Here is a 17947-nt window from a genome sequence, read left to right on the forward strand (position 1 = left end):
CGCGCCGAAGCCGGTGCTGGTCGCGGGCACCGCGCAGTCCTAAAGTCCCCTCAGGGTCCCGGAAGTCTCGTTCGGGTGCTAAAATTCCGGCGAAATCCGGCGTTTTCGCCGGGTCGTGCGGCTTGCCTTCACCGTCGCGCCACATTTACAACCCATTAACCATCGCGGGTGCTTTTCGCCGATCGGGGGCATTTGACCGGCTGTGGCAACGTCCCATCAAGGTTGACGGAACGTTCGCTTAACCAACCCCCTGTAGACCGGAAAGCAGTGGACTAACGTGAGCGTGGAGGCTCCGGTAATGAAATATCCTATGCGTTTCCTCCAGGGATTGAAGCTGGCTGCGGTGGTTGCGGTCGCGCTGTCGATGGGAGCCTGCGCCAAACAGAATAGTCTGGGCGATGCGCAGGCCAATGCGGCGACCCCGGGCAGCCAGCAGGACTTCGTCGTCAATGTCGGCGACCGCGTGTTCTTCGAGAGCGACCAGACCGATCTGACCCCGCAGGCGATCGTGACCCTGGAGAAGCAGGCGCAGTGGCTGCAGAGCTATCCGCGTTACTCCTTCACCATCGAAGGTCATGCCGACGAGCGCGGCACCCGCGAATACAACATCGCGCTCGGCGCCCGCCGCGCCCAGTCGGTGCGTTCGTTCCTGGCCTCGCGCGGCATCGATGCGAACCGCATGCGCACGATCTCCTACGGCAAGGAGCGCCCCGTGGCCGTGTGTAACGACATCTCGTGCTGGTCGCAGAACCGTCGTGCCGTCACCGTGCTAAACGCGAGCTCCTAAGGTTTAGTCAGGCGCCGTTCAGTTTCGCACATGGATTATTCCGGCGCCCCCTCGGGCGCCGGTTTCGTTTCGCGGGGCCGGCTGAGAAACCGCTTGGTGGCAGTCACAGTTTTGGCGTACTCCCCCGCAATCTGTCGCGTGTTCCGTCGCACGCAAAATCGCTTTCGTCGTCAGGGCAAGATGTCATCTCCATTCAAGGCAATTACCGGCTCGGTGGCGATCGCCGCGCTGCTCGTTCTCGGCTCGCCCGCAATCGCCCAGCAGTCGGAGGATGCCGACGCGGAACTGCGGATCGAGCGGCTGGAAAACCAGCTCCGCCAGCTCACCGGCCAGAACGAGGAGCTGCAATACCGCAACCGCCAGCTCGAGGACCGGATCAGGCAGCTCGAGGGCGGGGCGCAGTCCGCGCCCGGCCAGACGGCCATGCAGCCCAACGCTGCCGCTTCGCCGCCCCTGCAGCAGGCGCCGGCCCAACCCCAACAGGCCGCGCCCGTCTATCGCCAGCCGCAGCAGCCGGCCCAGCCGGCCTATGAGCAGCCGCAGGTCGCAACCCAGGCCCCGATCGTCCAGGAGCAGCCGGCGCCCGGCGCGCCGGGCACGCGCCGTCGCGGGGATGCGTTCGACCCCGGCCAGAACCCGAATGCGCCGGGCGCGCCGCGCGCGCTTGGCGGCGGCCAGATGCCGATGCAGTCGCAGGGAGGCGCGCCAGTGGGCGTGCCTGCAGGCGCTCCCGGCGGGCGCGGTGCCGGCGAACCGTTGGACCTTGCCAACACCGGTGCCCGCAATCCGCAAACAACAAGCCCCCAGATGCAGCCGGGCTATCCGCCGGCCGCTGGCGGGCTCGCCACCCAGCCGCCTTCGCAATCGCCGCGCGACGAGTTCGACCTCGGCATCGGCTATATGCAGCGCAAGGACTACGCGCTCGCCGAGCAAACGATGAAGGAGTTTGCGCAGAAATATCCGAACGACCCGCTGCTCGGCGATGCGCAATACTGGGTCGGCGAGAGTTTCTTCCAGCGTCAGCAATATCGTGACGCCGCCGAATCCTTCCTCGCAGTGACGACAAAGTACGAGAAGTCGGGCAAGGCGCCGGATGCCTTGCTGCGGCTCGGCCAGTCGCTGGCCGCGCTGAAGGAGAAGGAGGCTGCGTGCGCCGCCTTCGGCGAGATCGGCCGCAAATATCCGCGCGCGTCCGCCGGCGTCAAAGCCGCCGTCGACCGCGAGCAGAAGCGGGTGAAGTGCTAGCTCCCAACTGCTGGCTTGCAACTGATCGCTGACAATGCCGATGGCCGTGCGCTAGATTGACCGGCCATCCCTTGCTTGCTCCTCCTCGGGCGGCGTCATGTCAGACGACGAAAATTCTCCGGTCACGGCGGCCGCCGCCAAAGCGCTCTTCGCGGAGCTGAAAAGCGCGCCGGCGCTGGTGCTCGCGGTGTCGGGCGGCCCCGATTCCCTTGCGCTGATGTGGCTCGCCGCGCGCTGGCGGCGCAGTCTTGCGCGCGGCCCAAAACTCATCGTCGTCACCGTCGATCACGGCCTGCGCAAGGAGGCCGCGGGCGAGGCGCGCGAGGTCAAGCGGCTCGCCGGCATGCTCGAGCTGACACACCGCACGATGCGCTGGACCGGCACCAAGCCGAAGACCGGCGTGCCGGCCGCGGCGCGCGAGGCGCGCTATGCCCTGCTGGTGAAAGCCGCGCGCGCGACGGGCGCGACCCATGTGCTGACCGCCCATACCCGCGACGACCAGGCCGAGACGCTGTTGATGCGGCTGCTCCGCGGCAGCGGCCTTGCCGGCCTCGCCGCGATGGCGCGCGTCACGCTGCGCGACGATATCGCGCTGACGCGTCCGCTGCTCGATATCCCGAAATCTCAACTCATCGCCACACTGGCGCGCGCAAAAATCGGCTTTGCCGACGATCCGACCAACCGCGACCCGGCCTTCACGCGCCCGCGGCTGCGGGCGCTGCTGCCAGCGCTGGCGGCAGAGGGCGGCAGCGCGCGCAACCTGGCCCGGCTCGCAACGCGGCTCGCCCGCGCCAGTGCCGCCGTGGACGTGCTGGCCGATGGCGCCGAACGCTTCCTGGCGCTGCGGGATCGCGACCGCATGTCGCATGATGCCGGTACGCGCAGCTTTGAAGCATCCGCCTTCGCCATGCTGCCCGAGGAGGTGCGCCTGCGGCTCCTGCTCAGGGCGATTGACGCGGTCGGGTATGAGGGCCCGGCCGAGCTCGGCAAGGTCGAGGCCCTGCTCGCAGCCCTCGACCGTGCCGTCGCGCGAGGGAGGGGCCCGCGCCGCGGAACCGGCCCCATCGGCTTCAAACAGACCCTCGCAGGGGCCCTCGTCAGCCTGTCCCGGGGCCGCATTCTGATCGCACCGGCGCCGGCCCGGCGCCACCGGGGCGGATCATGACACCGGCTCGGTTTGCGGACCGCCCCTCAGGCCACCTTAACCAGAGCGGAAAAACCAACCCCGGGCGGCCATTATTTGAGCGGGAATCGGGCTAGGATGGGATAAATAGTCCCATCTCATTCCCTTGGCAGTGACCGGGGTGGCACCTAAATTGTATGCAGCTTACAGAGAGGATTCCTCAGGGATATTCTCTCACCTGCCCAGGGAATCCTGCCCAAGGAATAGGGCCGCGATCCGCGCGACCACGAAGGAAGATCTATGAACGCCAATCTGCGCAACTTCGCCCTCTGGGTCATCATCGTTTTGCTGCTATTGGCGTTGTTCACGCTCTTCCAGAATCCGGGTCAACGGGCTTCCTCGCAGGACATCGCGTTCTCGCAGCTCCTCAGCGAAGTCGACCGCGGCAATGTGCGCGACGTCGTGATCCAGGGACCGGACATCCACGGCACCTTCACCAACGGTTCGAGCTTCCAGACCTATGCGCCGAGCGACCCGACGCTGGTCAAGCGCCTCTATGACAGCAAGGTCCAGATCACCGCGAAGCCGCCGGGCGACAACGTGCCGTGGTTCGTGTCGCTGCTGGTCTCCTGGCTGCCGTTCATTGCGCTGATCGGCGTGTGGATCTTCCTGTCGCGCCAGATGCAGGGCGGCGCCGGCAAGGCTATGGGTTTTGGCAAGTCGCGCGCAAAAATGCTGACCGAGGCGCATGGCCGCGTCACCTTCGAGGACGTCGCCGGTGTCGACGAAGCCAAGCAGGACCTGCAGGAGATCGTCGAATTCCTACGCGATCCCGGCAAATTCCAACGGCTCGGCGGCCGCATTCCGCGCGGCGTGCTGCTGGTCGGCCCTCCCGGCACCGGCAAGACGCTGATCGCGCGCGCTGTCGCGGGCGAAGCCAACGTGCCGTTCTTCACCATTTCGGGCTCCGACTTCGTCGAGATGTTCGTCGGTGTCGGTGCAAGCCGCGTCCGTGACATGTTCGAGCAGGCCAAGAAGAACGCGCCCTGCATCATCTTCATCGACGAAATCGACGCCGTCGGTCGTCATCGCGGCGCCGGCCTCGGCGGCGGCAATGACGAGCGCGAGCAGACCTTGAACCAGTTGCTGGTCGAGATGGACGGCTTCGAGGCGAACGAAGGCGTGATCCTGATCGCGGCGACCAACCGTCCCGACGTGCTCGATCCCGCGCTGATGCGCCCCGGCCGTTTCGACCGCCAGGTCATCGTCGCCAACCCCGACATCGTCGGCCGCGAGCAGATATTGAAGGTGCATGTCCGCAAGGTCCCCCTGGCGCCGGATATCAACCTCAAGACCATCGCGCGCGGCACGCCGGGCTTCTCCGGTGCCGACCTGATGAACCTCGTCAACGAAGCAGCCCTGATGGCGGCGCGCCGCAACAAGCGCATGGTGACCCAGGCCGAGTTCGAGGACGCCAAGGACAAGGTGATGATGGGCGCCGAGCGCAAGTCGCTGGTGCTCACCGACGAGGAGAAGCAACTGACCGCCTATCATGAGGCCGGCCATGCCATCGTCGGCCTCAACGTGCCGAGCCACGACCCGATCCACAAGGCGACCATCATCCCGCGCGGCCGCGCGCTGGGCCTGGTGCAATCGCTGCCGGAGACCGATCGGCACTCCTACACGCGCGAATGGTGCGTCTCAAAACTCGCCATGATCTTCGGCGGACGCGAGGCGGAAATCCTCAAATTCGGTCCGGACAAGGTGACCAACGGCGCAACCTCCGACATCCAGAGCGCGACGCGCATTGCGCGGGCCATGGTGATGGAGTGGGGCATGTCCGAAAAGCTCGGCCGCGTCCGCTACCAGAGCAACGAGCAGGAAGTGTTCCTCGGCCATTCGGTGGCCCAGAGCACCAACATCTCCGACGAGACGGCCAAGCTGATCGACCAGGAAGTCCGCAAGCTGATCGAGGACGGCGAGAACGAAGCCCGCCGCATTCTCACCGAGAAGCGCAAGGACTGGGAAGCGGTCGCCGAAGCTCTCCTGGAGTTCGAGACGCTGACCGGCGAGGAGATCAACGATCTCATCAACGGCAAGAAGCCGAACCGCGAGTCGGTGCTGGAGCCCTCCGGTCCCCGCACCTCGGCGGTGCCGCCTGCCGGCCGCCCGCGCCCGCGCCCCGATCCGGATCCGGGCCTGGAGCCGCAGCCGCAGGCGTGATATTCCGGCAAACCAATCGTGCAAAAGCCCGGCCTCAAGCCGGGCTTTTTTTGTTTGTTGATGGTTTCCGTTGCCTATCGCAACGTCGGCCGGCGACGGGCGGAATGATTGAAGCTACAGCTTGATCAATTCCATGGATTGTATCCGTCCAAGGAAGGTAGGCAGATGCGATAGGGTGTACGGATCCTTTCCTTGCTTCAAAGCCTCCTCGACCGGAAATTCGCTCGATGCAAATTCGGGTCCGCCGAGACGACTGACCAGCCGGTTGCAGGCATTCGCGTACGAGACCAGCCTTATCCAGAAGATGGGCTTGGCAGCGGTCGTAAAGTCGATAAGCAGGCTGTCGAAGGGTGCGACGATTGTCGCTCCCTCATTGTCGAGCTGCTCCTCAAACTCGTCAAATCTGAGCACGCGTTTGCCGTCGCTCGTGGCAATGAGCCTCCGCGCACAGCTTGAAATCGCATCAGCAAACACATGCTGTTCCTGTACATCCCAGTTGATCTGAGGGTGATCGCAAGGGAGTTCGTCTCCACTGAAGGTGCGCGTGATAGTTCGGCGAAAGCGGAGGCAATCGATGGCGCTGGGATCGATCGAAAAATCGGCGAGCGCGATCTGTTCCTCGATGAGCTCGCAGATCGCGATCGGGCGCAGAATGCGGTAGAGCGTGCTGCGGCCGTAGTAGCTGGCGAGATTCATGTGATATCGCTGCGTGAACGCGAAGGACTGAATCCGTCCGGTGAGGTCGCGGCAGGCAAGCATGAGTTGAAATCTCAACGGGCCGATCGCCAAGTAGAGCCGCCGCCTCGCCTCCAGCTCATATTGCCGCTGTGCTGCGCCTTCGCCTAGCTGGGTTTCGATTTCCTTGCGTATGGCGCCCTCAAACAACGCCTTGTCTCGCGCCAATCCGAGCTGAAATTCGCTCTTGGTTCGCTCAAGATCCTGGCTCAGGCTTAGCTTGTGTGTTTCAAGCTGCTGCGAGAGTTGTGACTTTCGCTCTTCGAGGTCCTTCTGTAGGCGGCTCTTGATGACCTCTTGGGCAAGCCAGTAGCAGGCGACCGCTGAACTGCCGAGGGACGAGACGATCGCGGTCGCAATGGTCGCAAGGTCCATGTTGTCCCCCTTGGTCTTGTGCCGCGCTAATTCTGTGGGCGAGGCGACATTGATGGAAATGTTTCCCTCAGCTTTGCGAGGCGGCCGGCGCTCGCCGCTTCCGCGTCTGCTACGCGCGCAACAAGCGCCGGGCCGGTAACTTTCTGAGCTTTTGCGTCGAGCAGTCGCCATGCGATGGCTTCGCGGATCAGGATTCGTGTGACGTCGCGTGCAATTGCAAACCGAGCGCTCACAACAAGCGCATCTTCCCGTCGCCCATGCGCAAGGGAGTTTCGCAACGACCTGTATGCGTCCAGCCATTGCCGGATCGAATCGTCCGCCCATTCGGCCGACCCAAGCGGGCTGAGGTCGCGCCCCGCCAAGATCTCGATCGCACCGATCAGTGGCAGCATCCGATGGGCATGGTTGGCATGAGCCGGCGAATACGACGCACCGAGCAGGGTTTCGGCGCGATCGATCTCGATGTCATACCGAAAGCGGTCGAACAGGCTGATCGCCGTATATAGACCGTCGAGGCAGTCGATATCTTCCATCGATAAATGGACAAAGCGCTCGCCGCGAGACTCGAAGGCCATGCGTCCGAACAAGCGCGGATCCCGAGAGTTCGTGGAGTTGTGCCGCGTGTAAAGAATGAATTCGAGGGGGTTCCATACTTCTCCTGATTTCAGCAGTCGAAGGGAGCGGGTCAGTCGCAGGACCTCGATGATCGCATTCCGCTTGAGCAGATCGACCTGATCCGAATCGTCGCCTGGGAAGCCGCCGAAAACGCAAAAGAAGGGCTCTCTGCCATAGAAGAACACATCTTGAAGGTCGTCCATGAATTGGCTCTTCTCGAGCATGCTGCATTCAAGCCAGGTCAGTTTTGAAATACGGATGTCGCCGATGGCGAAACCGTCGACGTCGGCGCTCACGCCCGGAAGATGGGTCGCGAAGACAAGGGGCAAACGCTCGACGTCGAGCGGGACAAACCCGCGCCTAGTCATCATCGAGCTCCAGAGCTTCGGTCCAGGTCTCGGGAGTTAAGCCTTGGCCCACGAGCCGATCCATGAGCGCAAGAGTTGCCCGACATGCGATTGTCCCGGCGCCGGCGACCAATTCGCCGCCCTCTACCTTGACGCGACGGCCGTGAATGAGGTCGCTGCGAAGATCGTACAGGCGACGCACCAATTGGGTCAGCGCCTTCTCGGAAGACAGTAGAGGCGAGAGCGCTGAGATCATCCGCTTAGCAATGGACCCCTCGCCCCAGGGGACAAAGATTCCCTCTAAAGCGACCATGGTAGGCAATACCTGAAGTTCGGTCTGCCCGTGGAAGGAGCTGTACACGGCTCCAAAGGCGTCCAGCGCAGAGAATACTGGATGGTCGGCGCGATACCCCATTTCATGCCACGAGTCCGCCAGTGCGCCGATGCGCCTAAGGGTTTCCTGGTCGGCGGTCGCAACGGTGCGGTCGCTCAGCAACAAAGTTCGTTCGAACGGTCCAACCACGCGAGTCACGCTTTTGTTGTCGCTCGCGAAGTATCGAATTGTCAGGCGAGGCGAGGCCAACGGCGCCTCGAGAACCGCCGTCGCAGCGAGCCGAAGCAACTCAGCGCAGTCCACCAAATCGTCATCACGATCTCTGTCGGCAGCAGAGCCGTCAGTGGTCCAGACAGCCGTGCCTTCCACAAAGTATCGCTTGCGCGCCCAATCAGAATCGACACGCTCGAACTCCTCGAACAGAAATCGCCGCACTTCCCCACCAAGCGTGCTCACGCGCGCGCCGTCGGCGATCGCCAGCATCGGCAGGTGATAGGCAATCATCTTGCCTCCTACGATATCGACAGGTTCCGCATTGCAGGCAGTTGGCGGGCGACTTGGTCGCGCCCAATACACGGTGTTGAGTAATGCAATCAAAGATCAAGTATTGAGAGCGATATTACCTAAACTTGTGCCGGACGCAAAGCGGTTTGGTGCTGTGTCGATTGGCGTTGGCGCCGGGCGGTCGTCATGGCATGCTCACCTCAACAAAGTTCGGCGGCAAAAGAACTACTTGGAGGGGGGAAGCCGATGCGTTTGGTCGCGGCATGGGGCGCGCTTGGCGCCGTTTCGTTCCTGACACTGTCCTCTGCTTTCGCCGCCGAGATGCGCGGCGTCACCTCAACCGAAATCAGGATAGGCCAGACCATGCCCTATAGCGGGCCGGTGTCGGCGTTCGGCGCGCTCGGCAAGGGCGAGGTCGGCTATTTCAAGATGCTGAACGAGAAAGGCGGCATCAATGGCCGCAAGGTCAATTTGATCTCGCTCGACGACAGCTACGCGCCGCCGAAGACGGTGGAGCAGACGCGGCGGCTGGTCGAGAGCGACGAGGTCGCGCTGATCTTCTCCTCGATCGGCACTGCGCACAACACGGCGATTGCAAAGTATCTCCAGAGCAAGAACATCCCGCAGCTCTTCCTCGCCTCCGGTGCCTCGAAATTCGCCGACATCGCGCAATATCCGCAGGCGACGATGGGCGTGCAGGCCCCATTCCGCTACGAGGCGCGGCTCTACGCCCGCTATGCGCTGGCGAAGAATCCGAACACGAAATTTGCCGTGATCTCGCAGAACGACGATTACGGCCGCGACTATCTTGCGGGGCTGAAGGACGTGCTTGGCGAGAAATACGATGCGCTCGTCACCGGCGCGACCTACGAGGTGCAGGATCCGACAATCGATTCCCAGATCGTGAAGTTGAAGGCGTCGGGTGCCGACGTCTTCGTGATCGCGGCGACGCCAAAGTTCGCGGCGCAGGCGATCCGAAAATCCTTCGAGATCGGCTGGCGGCCGATGACCTTCCTCTCCAATGTCGCGGTGTGGGTCTCGACCGTCATGGAGCCCGCCGGCGTTGAAGCCGGCACGGGCATTCTTTCCACCGCTTATGTCAAGGACCCCGACGATCCCGCCTGGAAGGACGATGCCGGCGTAAGAGCCTGGCGCGAGTTCATGAGCAAATACGTGCCCGACGGCGATCAGCACGACACCAACTACGTCAATGCGTACAACAGCGCCATGGCGCTGGAGGCGGTGCTGAAAGCCTGCGGCGACGATCTCTCGACCGAGAACATTTTGAAGCAGGCCTATGCGATCCGCGATCTCGAACTGCCGATGCTCTTGCCTGGCATCAAGATCAACACCAGCCCGACTGACCACGTGCCGGTCGATCAGATGCAGTTCATGCGCTTCAACGGCAAAAGCTGGGAGCGGTTCGGCGAGCTCTTGACAGGCAACTGACCCGCGTTGCGGCCAACTGACCTGCGTTGCGGCGTGCCCGCTTAAATTCCCCTGCCGCTCTGCTGGCCGATCACGCAGCGCCATGCGGCGAGCCGCTCGGCGGGGTGCTGGTTCATCCATTCCGCGAGTTGCGGCGCGCCCATGAGGCAGGACTGCAGCGAGACCTCGGCGAAATCCGAGCTGGTGACGAGCTGCTCGTGGCAGATTGCCGGCGAGGCGAGACTGCAGAGCACCGCGATGATCTTGATCACGACAGCCGGCTCCTGTCGTTGCCATGACCGGTGTTGGCGCTGTCCTGCTGCGCGCTGACCGGATCGTCAGGAAAGATGCTGTCATAGATTGCGCGCGCCTCACGAATGAGCCGCAAGCGCTCGCGCTCGGACTTCGAGATAAATTGAACAACTTCACCCATGTTGGCTCCGTTCGATGGTTGGCATGTCCGTCATTGGATGACGGTAATCATTCCAACTAATCTGGGGTGGCGGCTCCGGCTTTGAAGCCTCCCAGAGATCGCAAACGCAATAAACTGATCGTGACAGCGCTGGCGTCAGCTCCATCGGCCGCCACCAGCAGGGTTCACACGGAGCAAATGCCCTGGGAATGCATAGGTTTCTATGCGTGCTGCATGCAAATTTTTGGAACGATCTCGGGGATCGGCGAACCCGCCTTCCGGGATCAAGTCCGATTCGGCCCTTGTCGCCGGTAACCTCGCCGTGCCCGTGATGCCGTCGATGTGACCGATCGTGAAAGCGCCGGTCGTTGGGGTGGCGCGAGGTCGGCCTTACCTCAACGAGCGAGATCTTCGATTGGAGAAAAACGATGCGTTCAATTTTGGCCTTGGGTCTCTTGCTGGCGCTGGCCGGCTCTGCGAGCGCGGCGTCGGTGCATCACCGATCGCACGTGACTGTTCGTCCCGGTCAGGGCGTCACGGCTTCAGATCCCCGTTCGGGATTTGCCTACGTGCCGTCAGGGCCGATGATGCAATCCCGACCCGCGCAAGACGACGGCTTCGGTGAGCCCTATCTCGGAGCGTCCCAGGGGTACGCACCCGGCGAGCGACAGCGGTTTATCGACAGCGTGAGGCGCGGCGGCTAGCTGCGCAGTAATCGCGCCTCGGTTTGCTGAGGGACTTGCCTATTTCTTCTTTGTCGGTCCGAAATCCGGTTTCCAGGCGACCTCGTTGCGGCTCGGTGCGGCTGCGATCACCTTGGCTTTTTCCTTCTTCGGCTTCTTGGCTTCGCGATTGCTGCGTTGCTGTCCCTTGGCCATGGCATCCATCTCCCGTCGAGATTCAAGCTCGTCCCATTCGTCCGATTCCAGGATGCATCCACGCGGCGTGCAGACGCGGACGTCCATGTAGCCTTCGCGCAGCAGCTTTCGCGCGAGCCGCAATGCGACGCTCGCACTGCCGCGGCCGAGATTTGCGCTGCCAAGCTCGCTGGTTCCGGCGACCAAATAAGCTACGCGCGTGGTCCTAGCCATTGAGAACGGCCGCAGCAAACACCAGAAGCAGAAGAAACTGCGGACCGGTCACCGGCGGGACCCATTCCGAAGCGCGACAACGCGACATCGAGCGCTCCTGCAGCTCAATCGGCGGGAGCCAACGCGACCCTCAGTCACCGGCCGATGCCGTTTGGAAGTGCGGTGATGAGAGACTTTACGCCCGCATTTCGACAATAGCGAGCACTATGTCGATGGCCGCGGTGCTGCGCCGTGCCGGCGAATGTGCTGGCTATTGCCGTGTGATGAGCGCATGGTGACTTGCCTCGTCTGGAAAATCTCTCTCGCAAGAAGGCAGCGCGCATGACCATCCGCTCCCGGCGAGCAGCCGTCTTGTTCACGCGTCCACCTCGCATCCGTGGCCTCGCGTGGCGCCGATGACGGACAAGCCCGTTGAGCTCGACAAGCATCGCGGGTTGGCTGCACAGAAGGCGACGGATCTGCGCCGCGCGCTCGCCGAGGTCGAGACCAATGTCAGAGAGCTCCGCGAACGCGAGGCTGCTCTGGAAGAGCGCCTGATGACCGTCCCAGCCGCGTCCTGGCCTGAGGCCGCCACGAAGGCGCGCTATCTCCTCAACCTCTATGCCGCGAGCCTGCCCGCGGAAGATACGCGCCATCGCGCCCTCGTCTCGGCGCTGTTCGACGATTTCGCCCGGCTCAATGACGAGAGCTGACGCGACCTTTGTCGCGGAGATGGCCAGGCCTGAGCTCAGCGTGCCGCATCATCGCGAACGTGGATCACCGCGATGTCGTCGGCATAGACCCGCTTCCAGCCCTTGATGTGATCGAGCACCTGGGCTGCCGGCGCGTCCGCGACCATCAGCGTGGCGTCGATTTTGTAGTCCTCGAGCAGCCGCGGCAGATTGTCGACCTTCTTGGCTTCGACCGCCTTGAAGAAGTCCATCACGAAGGTCTCGCCGTAGAGCTCCGCGCGGCCGTCGACGAACACGGGAATGTCGCGCGAGATCAGATAGCCGCCGAACTGATAGGCGTTGAAGATGCGCTGCGCCTTGCGCTGCTGCAGGAAATCGACCGCGGCAACCGGCGTCTGCGTCATCGTGAAGGTGAAACGGTGATGGCCCATATAGATCGCGGTCGAGGTCCAGGCCGCTCCCACGATCATCAGCGCGCCGAGCGCCGTGACGTAGCGGGCCGGCCGAGTCTCGCCCTGCCAGGTCTTGCCGTATCCGTCCGGCTCGTTGAGCGGCGATAAGTCCCCGAGCGGCTTTGCCAGCACCAGCGGCACCAGGAAGGCGAACGCCTCGATGCTCCTGACATGGGTGAGTGCCATCCAGGTGAACAGCAGGATCAGCAGGATGCGCGGCGGCGACAGCACCATGCCGCGTGAGAAGCCGATCGCGATCAGGCCGAGCAGGGCGCCTTCGAACGCAGAGAAGGTCGCGAAGTTGGCCGGCATCCATTCGGAGATGACAGACAGCAGCTCGCCGAGATTGAGGATGTTGGTGGCGCCGAGCAGCGTCCGCCAGCCATAGGGCGTGACGCAGGCCGCAAGCAGCGCGGCGACGCCGAAGGCGAACCAGCGCAGGAACAGCGGCACGCGTTTCTTGGCCTCGACGGTCCAGACCGCTTCCAGCGCCATCGGGCCGATTAGCGCGAGGCCGAGCACGAAGCCGCCGTGCAAGTTAGCCCACAGCGACATCAGCGGCAGCCAGTACCAGGACGGTGCGCGCTTGCGATCGGCCGCCATCATCAGCAGGCCGACCCACGCCACCATGACGGGCAGCGCCAGGATATGCGGCCGGGCGAGCAGATGATGCACCGACAAAAACAGCGCCAGCATCGCGAACAGCACCGAGCGCGGGATCTCCAGATGCGCATCGAGCAGATAGACGAAGATCGCCGCCGACGCCGCGATCGCGAACACGGTCAGGATCACCGGCCCGGCCCAGTCCCATTGCGCGAAGGAGAGCGCGTAGGCGACCTGCGACAGCCACGAGGTCGAGATCCAGGGCTGGCCGTAGCGCGTGAAGGAATAGATGTCGGTATACGGCATGGCGCCGTGATCGAGGATCCATTGCCCGATCTTGATCTGCCAGAACGAGTCGGAGTCCTGCAGCAGCGTGTCGCCGATATAAAGGAAGAACAGATAGGCGCCCGCGCCGACGCACAGCGGCACCAGCGCCCGCGCGCGGCTCTGCATGGCAACGCTGTTGGTGAAGGAAAGGGACATGCCGCCTCGTCGTTATCTTTGGAGCGCGATCCGGAAAAGTGTGCAGCGGTTTTCCGAAAAGATCGCGCTCAAATAGGAAGTCCGCTCAGCCCGTGCAGGCGCATTGGACCATGGCGGTCATAACTTCCAGTAAATCCGCGGAATCGGCCCCGCGTGCTTCCGGACGATTTAACCGATTGTTTTAGATTTCAGTTTACCATCGACGAATACGCGCAAACCGCATTGTGTTTCCGCGACCGAATTAACTGCGGTGCAATTCTTTGGCTTTACGGTCGATTGCATGGTCGGGCGGCGCTGGGAAGCCGAGAGACCAGACTAGTTGTAGCCTTGTGTACTCTTTTGGAGCTATCAATGAAGAACCTCGTCGCGCGCTTCGTGAAGGATGAATCCGGCGCCACCGCTATTGAATACGGCCTGATCGCCGCCGGCATCGCGCTGGCCATCATCACCGTCGTCAATAACCTCGGCACCACGCTGAACACCAAGTTCGGCTCGATCTCGTCCAGCCTCAAGTAAGCTGGGTCGATCTGGAATCAAAAGAGCCCCGTCTCGGACGGGGCTCTTTTTCGTTTGTGCCGGGATGATCGACGCGCGAATCGCGCGTGACGCAACAAGCGATCGTATCGGTTACGACTTCATGCCGAGATTGGGTAGCAGGATGGGCGAGGCCTGCGTGGCGGGCTGTGAAAGGCCGAGCCATTCCAGATAGCGGCAGGTCCCCCAGATCGACGCGGCGGCGACCGCAATACCGCCGAAGACGTCGACCATGTAGTGCGCACCGATCACCGGCGTGGCCGCGATCATCAGCAGATTGAGGGCAATTGCGACGCCGCCGACCCGGCGCACCGGCCACAGCGCCCACATATAGAGCACGGCGGACGCGGCGTGGAAGCTCGGAAACGAGACGATGCCGGAGAGTTTCAGAAGCCCAAGCTCGCGCAAGCTGCCGTCGCGTAAGCTGAGGATGTCGCGCAACTGCCCGGCATACATCACCGTGTTGATGTTGGGGAAATGCGCCGCCGGCAAATGCAGCCCGTAAAAGGTACCGATCGCGGGCACGAAGGCCGAGATCGCGATGGTGATTGCAAGCGCAAGGCTCATCGCCAGCATGAAGGTTTGCAGCCGCACGAAGCGCCCGGTCAGTGCCAGCACGATCGGAATCAGCAGCAGCGGCCATTTGATCAGGCCGTAGCCGCGCACCAGCACGGTCGCGAGCCAGGGATGATCGTTGACGAAGCGCGCGATCGTTTCAGGATCCATGCCGAGCGCGCGATCGATCGCGAGCAGCGCCTGGTCCTGCAACGGCCATTCACTGGTGCACGCGATATAGCTCAGCGGCCCGACGATCGCACAGGTGAGAATGACCTGCCCGATCGCACCGAGCGAGAAGAACAGCTTTGGGTCGGCGAGCTCATCCCGGATCAGCCAGTGACGATACGCGATCGCGACGAACGACATGGCGATCGCGATCGCCACGCCGAAAGCGATCGGCTCCAGCGCGAAGTCGGTGAACAGGATGGCGAGCGCAAGCAGGCTGCCCATGCCGATGATGGGAAGCCAGTTCAGATGGAAAAGCTGCCAGGCAGTTTTGGCGTCCGTATCGACCATGCAGCACCGGAGATGGATGCCTTACAATCGGGGAGGCGCTTTAAGACTGCGGTAAGAAGTGTGGTCATTTGTTAACGAATGAAATAGCTGCATTTTTAGCCATCGCCGCTCCCCCGGCCGTCCTGCGGGCTTTTCGAATTTGCGTCTTGTCATCGGGCCTGAATAGTTGTTCAGTTCTTGCGGGCGATTTGCACCGAAAATGTCGTGCAAGAAGCAGTGCAAGAGCGTTCGGCCGAAATGGTTGGCCAGGCGCGGGGGACAGGAAGCGCGCCATGGTTTACCGGCGGACGCATCAAGTGGTTAAGCGCCTGGCTGCCCGGCGCAGCGCCATTCTGGCGGCGGCACGGGAGACGGCGGCCGAAGGCGGCATGGTGGCGGTCCAGATCGCGCCGGTCGCGGTCCGTGCCAATGTCGCCGCCGGGACCGTCTATCGCTATTTCCCTTCCAAGGCCGATTTGATCTCGGAGCTGATCGCCGAGGTCTCGCGCGATGAGCTGGCCGCGATCCGGAGGGCTGCCGATGCCGCCCCGGGCCCGTCCTCGGCGCTCGCCGCCGCCGTCACTACGGTCGCCGTCCACACCCTGTCGCAGCGCAAGCTCGCCTGGGGCATTCTGGCCGAGCCGGTCGATGTCGATGTCAGCGCCTCCAGGCTTGCCAGCCGGCGCGAGATCGCGGGCGAGATCGCGTCCCGCATCGATGCCGCCGTCCGCGCCGGCCATCTGCCGGCGCAGGACACCGCGCTTGCCGCAACCGCTTTGCTCGGCGCGCTGCACGAAGCCCTGGTCGGGCCGCTTGCGCCCGACAATCTCGAGGATCCGGCAAAGCTGCGCGACGCCGTGCAGACCGTGACGCTGCTCGCGCTGCGCGCCGTCGGCGTCATGGATGCGCGCGCCCGTGGCCTTGTCGTGCAGCAAACGCTGTTGCCGACCGCGAAGGCGCTGGTCGGCGCTTAAGCGTCCCTCAGATATTCGCGTCGCCCTCGGGGCCGACCGATGCGATGCGCACCATGTTGGTGGTGCCGGGAATGCCGAGCGGCACGCCGGCGACGATGATCACGCGCTGGCCGGCCCGCACAAAACCGTCACGGAACGCGATCTGGCCGGCGCGGCTCACCATGTCGTCCTGGTCGCGCGCGTCTTCAGCGACGACGCAATGCACGCCCCAGACCACAGCGAGCCTGCGTCCCGCGGTGATGTTCGGCGTGATCGCCACGATCGGCGGCTTCGGCCGCTCACGCGCCACCCGCACGGCCGTCGAGCCGGAACTGGTCCAGCAGATCAAGGCCGGCAGATCCAGCGTCTCGGCGATTTGCCGCGCGGCGTCCGCAATGGCATCGCCTGCGGTTGCCTCGGGTGCCGGCCGCTGCGCCGTGAGCACGGTGCGGTAGATCGGGTCGCGCTCGACCTCCTCGCCGATGCGGTTCATGGTCGAGACCGCCTCGACCGGGAACTTGCCGGCTGCCGACTCCGCCGACAGCATGATGGCGTCGGCGCCTTCATAGACGGCGGTCGCGACGTCGGAGACTTCGGCGCGTGTCGGAACCGGGGACTGGATCATCGATTCCAGCATCTGGGTTGCGACCACCACCGGCTTGCCGGCGCGGCGCGCCATGCGCGTCATTTGTTTTTGCAGGCTCGGCACGCGCTCAAGCGGTAGCTCGACGCCGAGGTCGCCGCGCGCCACCATCAGCGCATCTGACGCTTCGATGATGTCGGCGAGACGATCGATCGCCTGCGGCTTCTCGATCTTGGCCATCACGGCGGCGCGGCCGCGGATCATCTTCTTGGCTTCGATCACGTCGTCGGCGCGCTGCACGAAGGAGAGCGCGACCCAGTCGACGCCGGTGACGAGTGCGGCCTCGAGATCGGCGCGGTCCTTCGGCGTCATCGCCGAGACCGGCAAATCGGTGTCGGGCAGGCTGACGCCCTTGCGGTCACTCATCCGGCCGCCGACCACCACGCGCGTCACCGCGTGCTCTTTCGAGGTTTCTTCCGCGATCAGCCGCACCTTGCCGTCATCGAGCAGCAGGGCGTGGCCCGGCCGCAGCGCGGCCAAGATCTCCGGATGCGGCAGGTGGACGCGCGTCGTGTCGCCCGGCGCCTTGTCGGAATCCAGCGTAAAGGTCTGGCCGTTCTGGAGCTGCACCGCGCCTTCGGCAAACGAGCCGAGCCGAAGCTTCGGCCCCTGCAGGTCGACCAGAATGCCGATGGGACGGCCGTAGCTGCTCTCGACATTGCGGATGGTCGCCACCAGCTCCCGCATCTTGTCATGCGGGGTGTGGCTCATATTGATGCGAAAAATGTCGGCGCCGGCCTCGAACAGGCGGCGGATCATCGCGAGGTCCGAGGACGCCGGTCCGAGCGTCGCGAGAATCTTGATACGGCGTAGTCGCCTCATGGCTTGGGTCCGGGCTGGGCTGGCGGGAGGCCAGGCGAGCCCGGGGGCGTACCACCCGGCCCGGCATTGGGCAAACCCGGCACGCCGCCGCCAGGGCCCACAGGTCCCGGCAGCCCGGGCACGCGCTGCTGCGCCGGCTGCTCATTGGCGTCGGTGAGCTGCACCGTCCAGGCGCGCTGCTCGCCGGTGTCGACCTCGAAATAGCCGGTGCGGTCATAGCCGCGTGCGAGGCAATCCTCGGTGCCGCGGATCGTGAACTCCTTGTCGCGCGAGCACATGAAGGCCTGGCCCGACCATTCGCCGCCGCGGTCATAGTCGATCGCGTAGATGTAATAGAAGCGCGCGACCAGCGTGCCGCGCAGCAGTGTTTCGCAGGTCCGCGAGGAGATGTTCCACCAGCCCTCGGTGGTCCAGCCGTCGGCGTCCTTGTAGCCGAGCGCGATGCCGACCCGGCTCGACGTGTTGTTGCAGAGGCGGAAGTCGGCCGAGGCGGGGCTCGTCGACAGCCACAGCA

The 17947-nt window shown here is 63.8% G+C and carries 18 protein-coding genes; 8 read left to right on the forward strand and 10 right to left on the reverse strand.

Annotated features, from left to right (window positions below; all coding sequences use genetic code 11):
• Positions 1-298 precede the first annotated feature (298 nt).
• The 4 genes from pal to ftsH all read left to right on the forward strand — a co-directional run bounded on the left by pal (position 299) and on the right by ftsH (position 5378).
• Complete coding sequence (gene pal, locus C2U70_RS25055) at positions 299-787, forward strand: peptidoglycan-associated lipoprotein Pal (protein WP_140981305.1); 489 nt, start codon at positions 299-301, stop codon at positions 785-787.
• 180 nt (positions 788-967) lie between these two features.
• Positions 968-2032, forward strand: coding sequence for a tol-pal system protein YbgF (gene ybgF / locus C2U70_RS25060; protein ID WP_140981306.1), 1065 nt, complete (start codon positions 968-970; stop codon positions 2030-2032).
• 97 nt (positions 2033-2129) lie between these two features.
• On the forward strand, positions 2130-3197 hold the full coding sequence (gene tilS, locus C2U70_RS25065) for a tRNA lysidine(34) synthetase TilS (protein WP_140981307.1): 1068 nt from the start codon (positions 2130-2132) through the stop codon (positions 3195-3197).
• 258 nt (positions 3198-3455) lie between these two features.
• The gene (gene ftsH, locus C2U70_RS25070) at positions 3456-5378 is read left to right on the forward strand and encodes an ATP-dependent zinc metalloprotease FtsH (protein WP_140981308.1); all 1923 of its coding nucleotides are present in this window, start codon (positions 3456-3458) and stop codon (positions 5376-5378) included.
• Between the two features lie 114 nt (positions 5379-5492).
• Here the strand turns inward: ftsH and C2U70_RS25075 are convergent, their stop codons facing one another.
• The 3 genes from C2U70_RS25075 to C2U70_RS25085 are packed head-to-tail and all read right to left on the reverse strand — an operon-like array spanning position 5493 to position 8288.
• The gene (locus C2U70_RS25075) at positions 5493-6488 is read right to left on the reverse strand and encodes a hypothetical protein (protein WP_140981309.1); all 996 of its coding nucleotides are present in this window, start codon (positions 6486-6488) and stop codon (positions 5493-5495) included.
• Between the two features lie 26 nt (positions 6489-6514).
• Entirely contained in the window at positions 6515-7471 is a 957-nt protein-coding gene (locus tag C2U70_RS25080) for a hypothetical protein (protein ID WP_140981310.1), read from the reverse strand.
• Complete coding sequence (locus tag C2U70_RS25085) at positions 7464-8288, reverse strand: hypothetical protein (RefSeq protein WP_140981311.1); 825 nt, start codon at positions 8286-8288, stop codon at positions 7464-7466. Before C2U70_RS25085 ends, C2U70_RS25080 begins: the two co-directional genes overlap by 8 nt.
• Before the next feature lie 246 nt (positions 8289-8534).
• On the opposite strand from C2U70_RS25085, the gene C2U70_RS25090 reads away from it, so the two are divergent.
• Positions 8535-9737: an ABC transporter substrate-binding protein gene (locus tag C2U70_RS25090; protein ID WP_140981312.1), complete on the forward strand. Its 1203-nt coding sequence runs from the start codon at positions 8535-8537 to the stop codon at positions 9735-9737.
• Positions 9738-9778: 41 nt separating this feature from the next.
• Here C2U70_RS25090 and C2U70_RS25095 read toward each other — a convergent pair whose 3' ends face one another.
• From C2U70_RS25095 to C2U70_RS33165, 3 genes are all read right to left on the reverse strand, one after another.
• Positions 9779-9988: a hypothetical protein gene (locus C2U70_RS25095; protein ID WP_140981313.1), complete on the reverse strand. Its 210-nt coding sequence runs from the start codon at positions 9986-9988 to the stop codon at positions 9779-9781.
• Positions 9985-10149, reverse strand: a complete 165-nt coding sequence (locus C2U70_RS33160; RefSeq protein WP_186294454.1) for a hypothetical protein — start codon at positions 10147-10149, stop codon at positions 9985-9987. Before C2U70_RS33160 ends, C2U70_RS25095 begins: the two co-directional genes overlap by 4 nt.
• A gap of 722 nt (positions 10150-10871) precedes the next feature.
• Positions 10872-11219 (reverse strand): hypothetical protein, encoded by a 348-nt coding sequence (locus C2U70_RS33165; RefSeq protein WP_186294455.1) that lies wholly within the window; start codon positions 11217-11219, stop codon positions 10872-10874.
• Positions 11220-11614: 395 nt separating this feature from the next.
• Here C2U70_RS33165 and C2U70_RS25105 point away from each other — a divergent pair, with 395 nt between their 5' ends.
• On the forward strand, positions 11615-11911 hold the full coding sequence (locus C2U70_RS25105) for a hypothetical protein (protein ID WP_140981314.1): 297 nt from the start codon (positions 11615-11617) through the stop codon (positions 11909-11911).
• A 35-nt stretch (positions 11912-11946) separates the two neighbouring features.
• Here the strand turns inward: C2U70_RS25105 and C2U70_RS25110 are convergent, their stop codons facing one another.
• Positions 11947-13428 carry a hypothetical protein gene (locus C2U70_RS25110; RefSeq protein WP_140981315.1) on the reverse strand — a complete coding sequence of 494 codons (1482 nt, stop codon included), beginning with the start codon at positions 13426-13428 and terminating at the stop codon, positions 11947-11949.
• Between the two features lie 351 nt (positions 13429-13779).
• Between C2U70_RS25110 and C2U70_RS25115 the strand changes: the two genes are divergently transcribed.
• Positions 13780-13944 (forward strand): Flp family type IVb pilin, encoded by a 165-nt coding sequence (locus tag C2U70_RS25115; protein ID WP_008136883.1) that lies wholly within the window; start codon positions 13780-13782, stop codon positions 13942-13944.
• Between the two features lie 111 nt (positions 13945-14055).
• Here the strand turns inward: C2U70_RS25115 and C2U70_RS25120 are convergent, their stop codons facing one another.
• The gene (locus C2U70_RS25120) at positions 14056-15036 is read right to left on the reverse strand and encodes a phosphatase PAP2 family protein (protein WP_140981316.1); all 981 of its coding nucleotides are present in this window, start codon (positions 15034-15036) and stop codon (positions 14056-14058) included.
• Between the two features lie 272 nt (positions 15037-15308).
• Here C2U70_RS25120 and C2U70_RS25125 point away from each other — a divergent pair, with 272 nt between their 5' ends.
• On the forward strand, positions 15309-15989 hold the full coding sequence (locus C2U70_RS25125; protein ID WP_140981317.1) for a TetR/AcrR family transcriptional regulator: 681 nt from the start codon (positions 15309-15311) through the stop codon (positions 15987-15989).
• 7 nt (positions 15990-15996) lie between these two features.
• On the opposite strand, the gene pyk is transcribed toward C2U70_RS25125, so the two are convergent.
• Together pyk and C2U70_RS25135 are read right to left on the reverse strand one after the other, a co-directional pair.
• On the reverse strand, positions 15997-17433 hold the full coding sequence (gene pyk, locus C2U70_RS25130) for a pyruvate kinase (protein WP_140981318.1): 1437 nt from the start codon (positions 17431-17433) through the stop codon (positions 15997-15999).
• A complete protein-coding gene (locus C2U70_RS25135) occupies positions 17430-17945 on the reverse strand; it encodes a DUF1036 domain-containing protein (RefSeq protein WP_246666858.1) in 516 nt (171 codons plus the stop codon). The genes pyk and C2U70_RS25135 overlap by 4 nt, the downstream gene beginning before the upstream one ends.
• Positions 17946-17947: the final 2 nt, after the last annotated feature.

The organism is Bradyrhizobium guangdongense (assembly GCF_006483445.1).
GTDB lineage: Bacteria > Pseudomonadota > Alphaproteobacteria > Rhizobiales > Xanthobacteraceae > Bradyrhizobium > Bradyrhizobium guangdongense_A.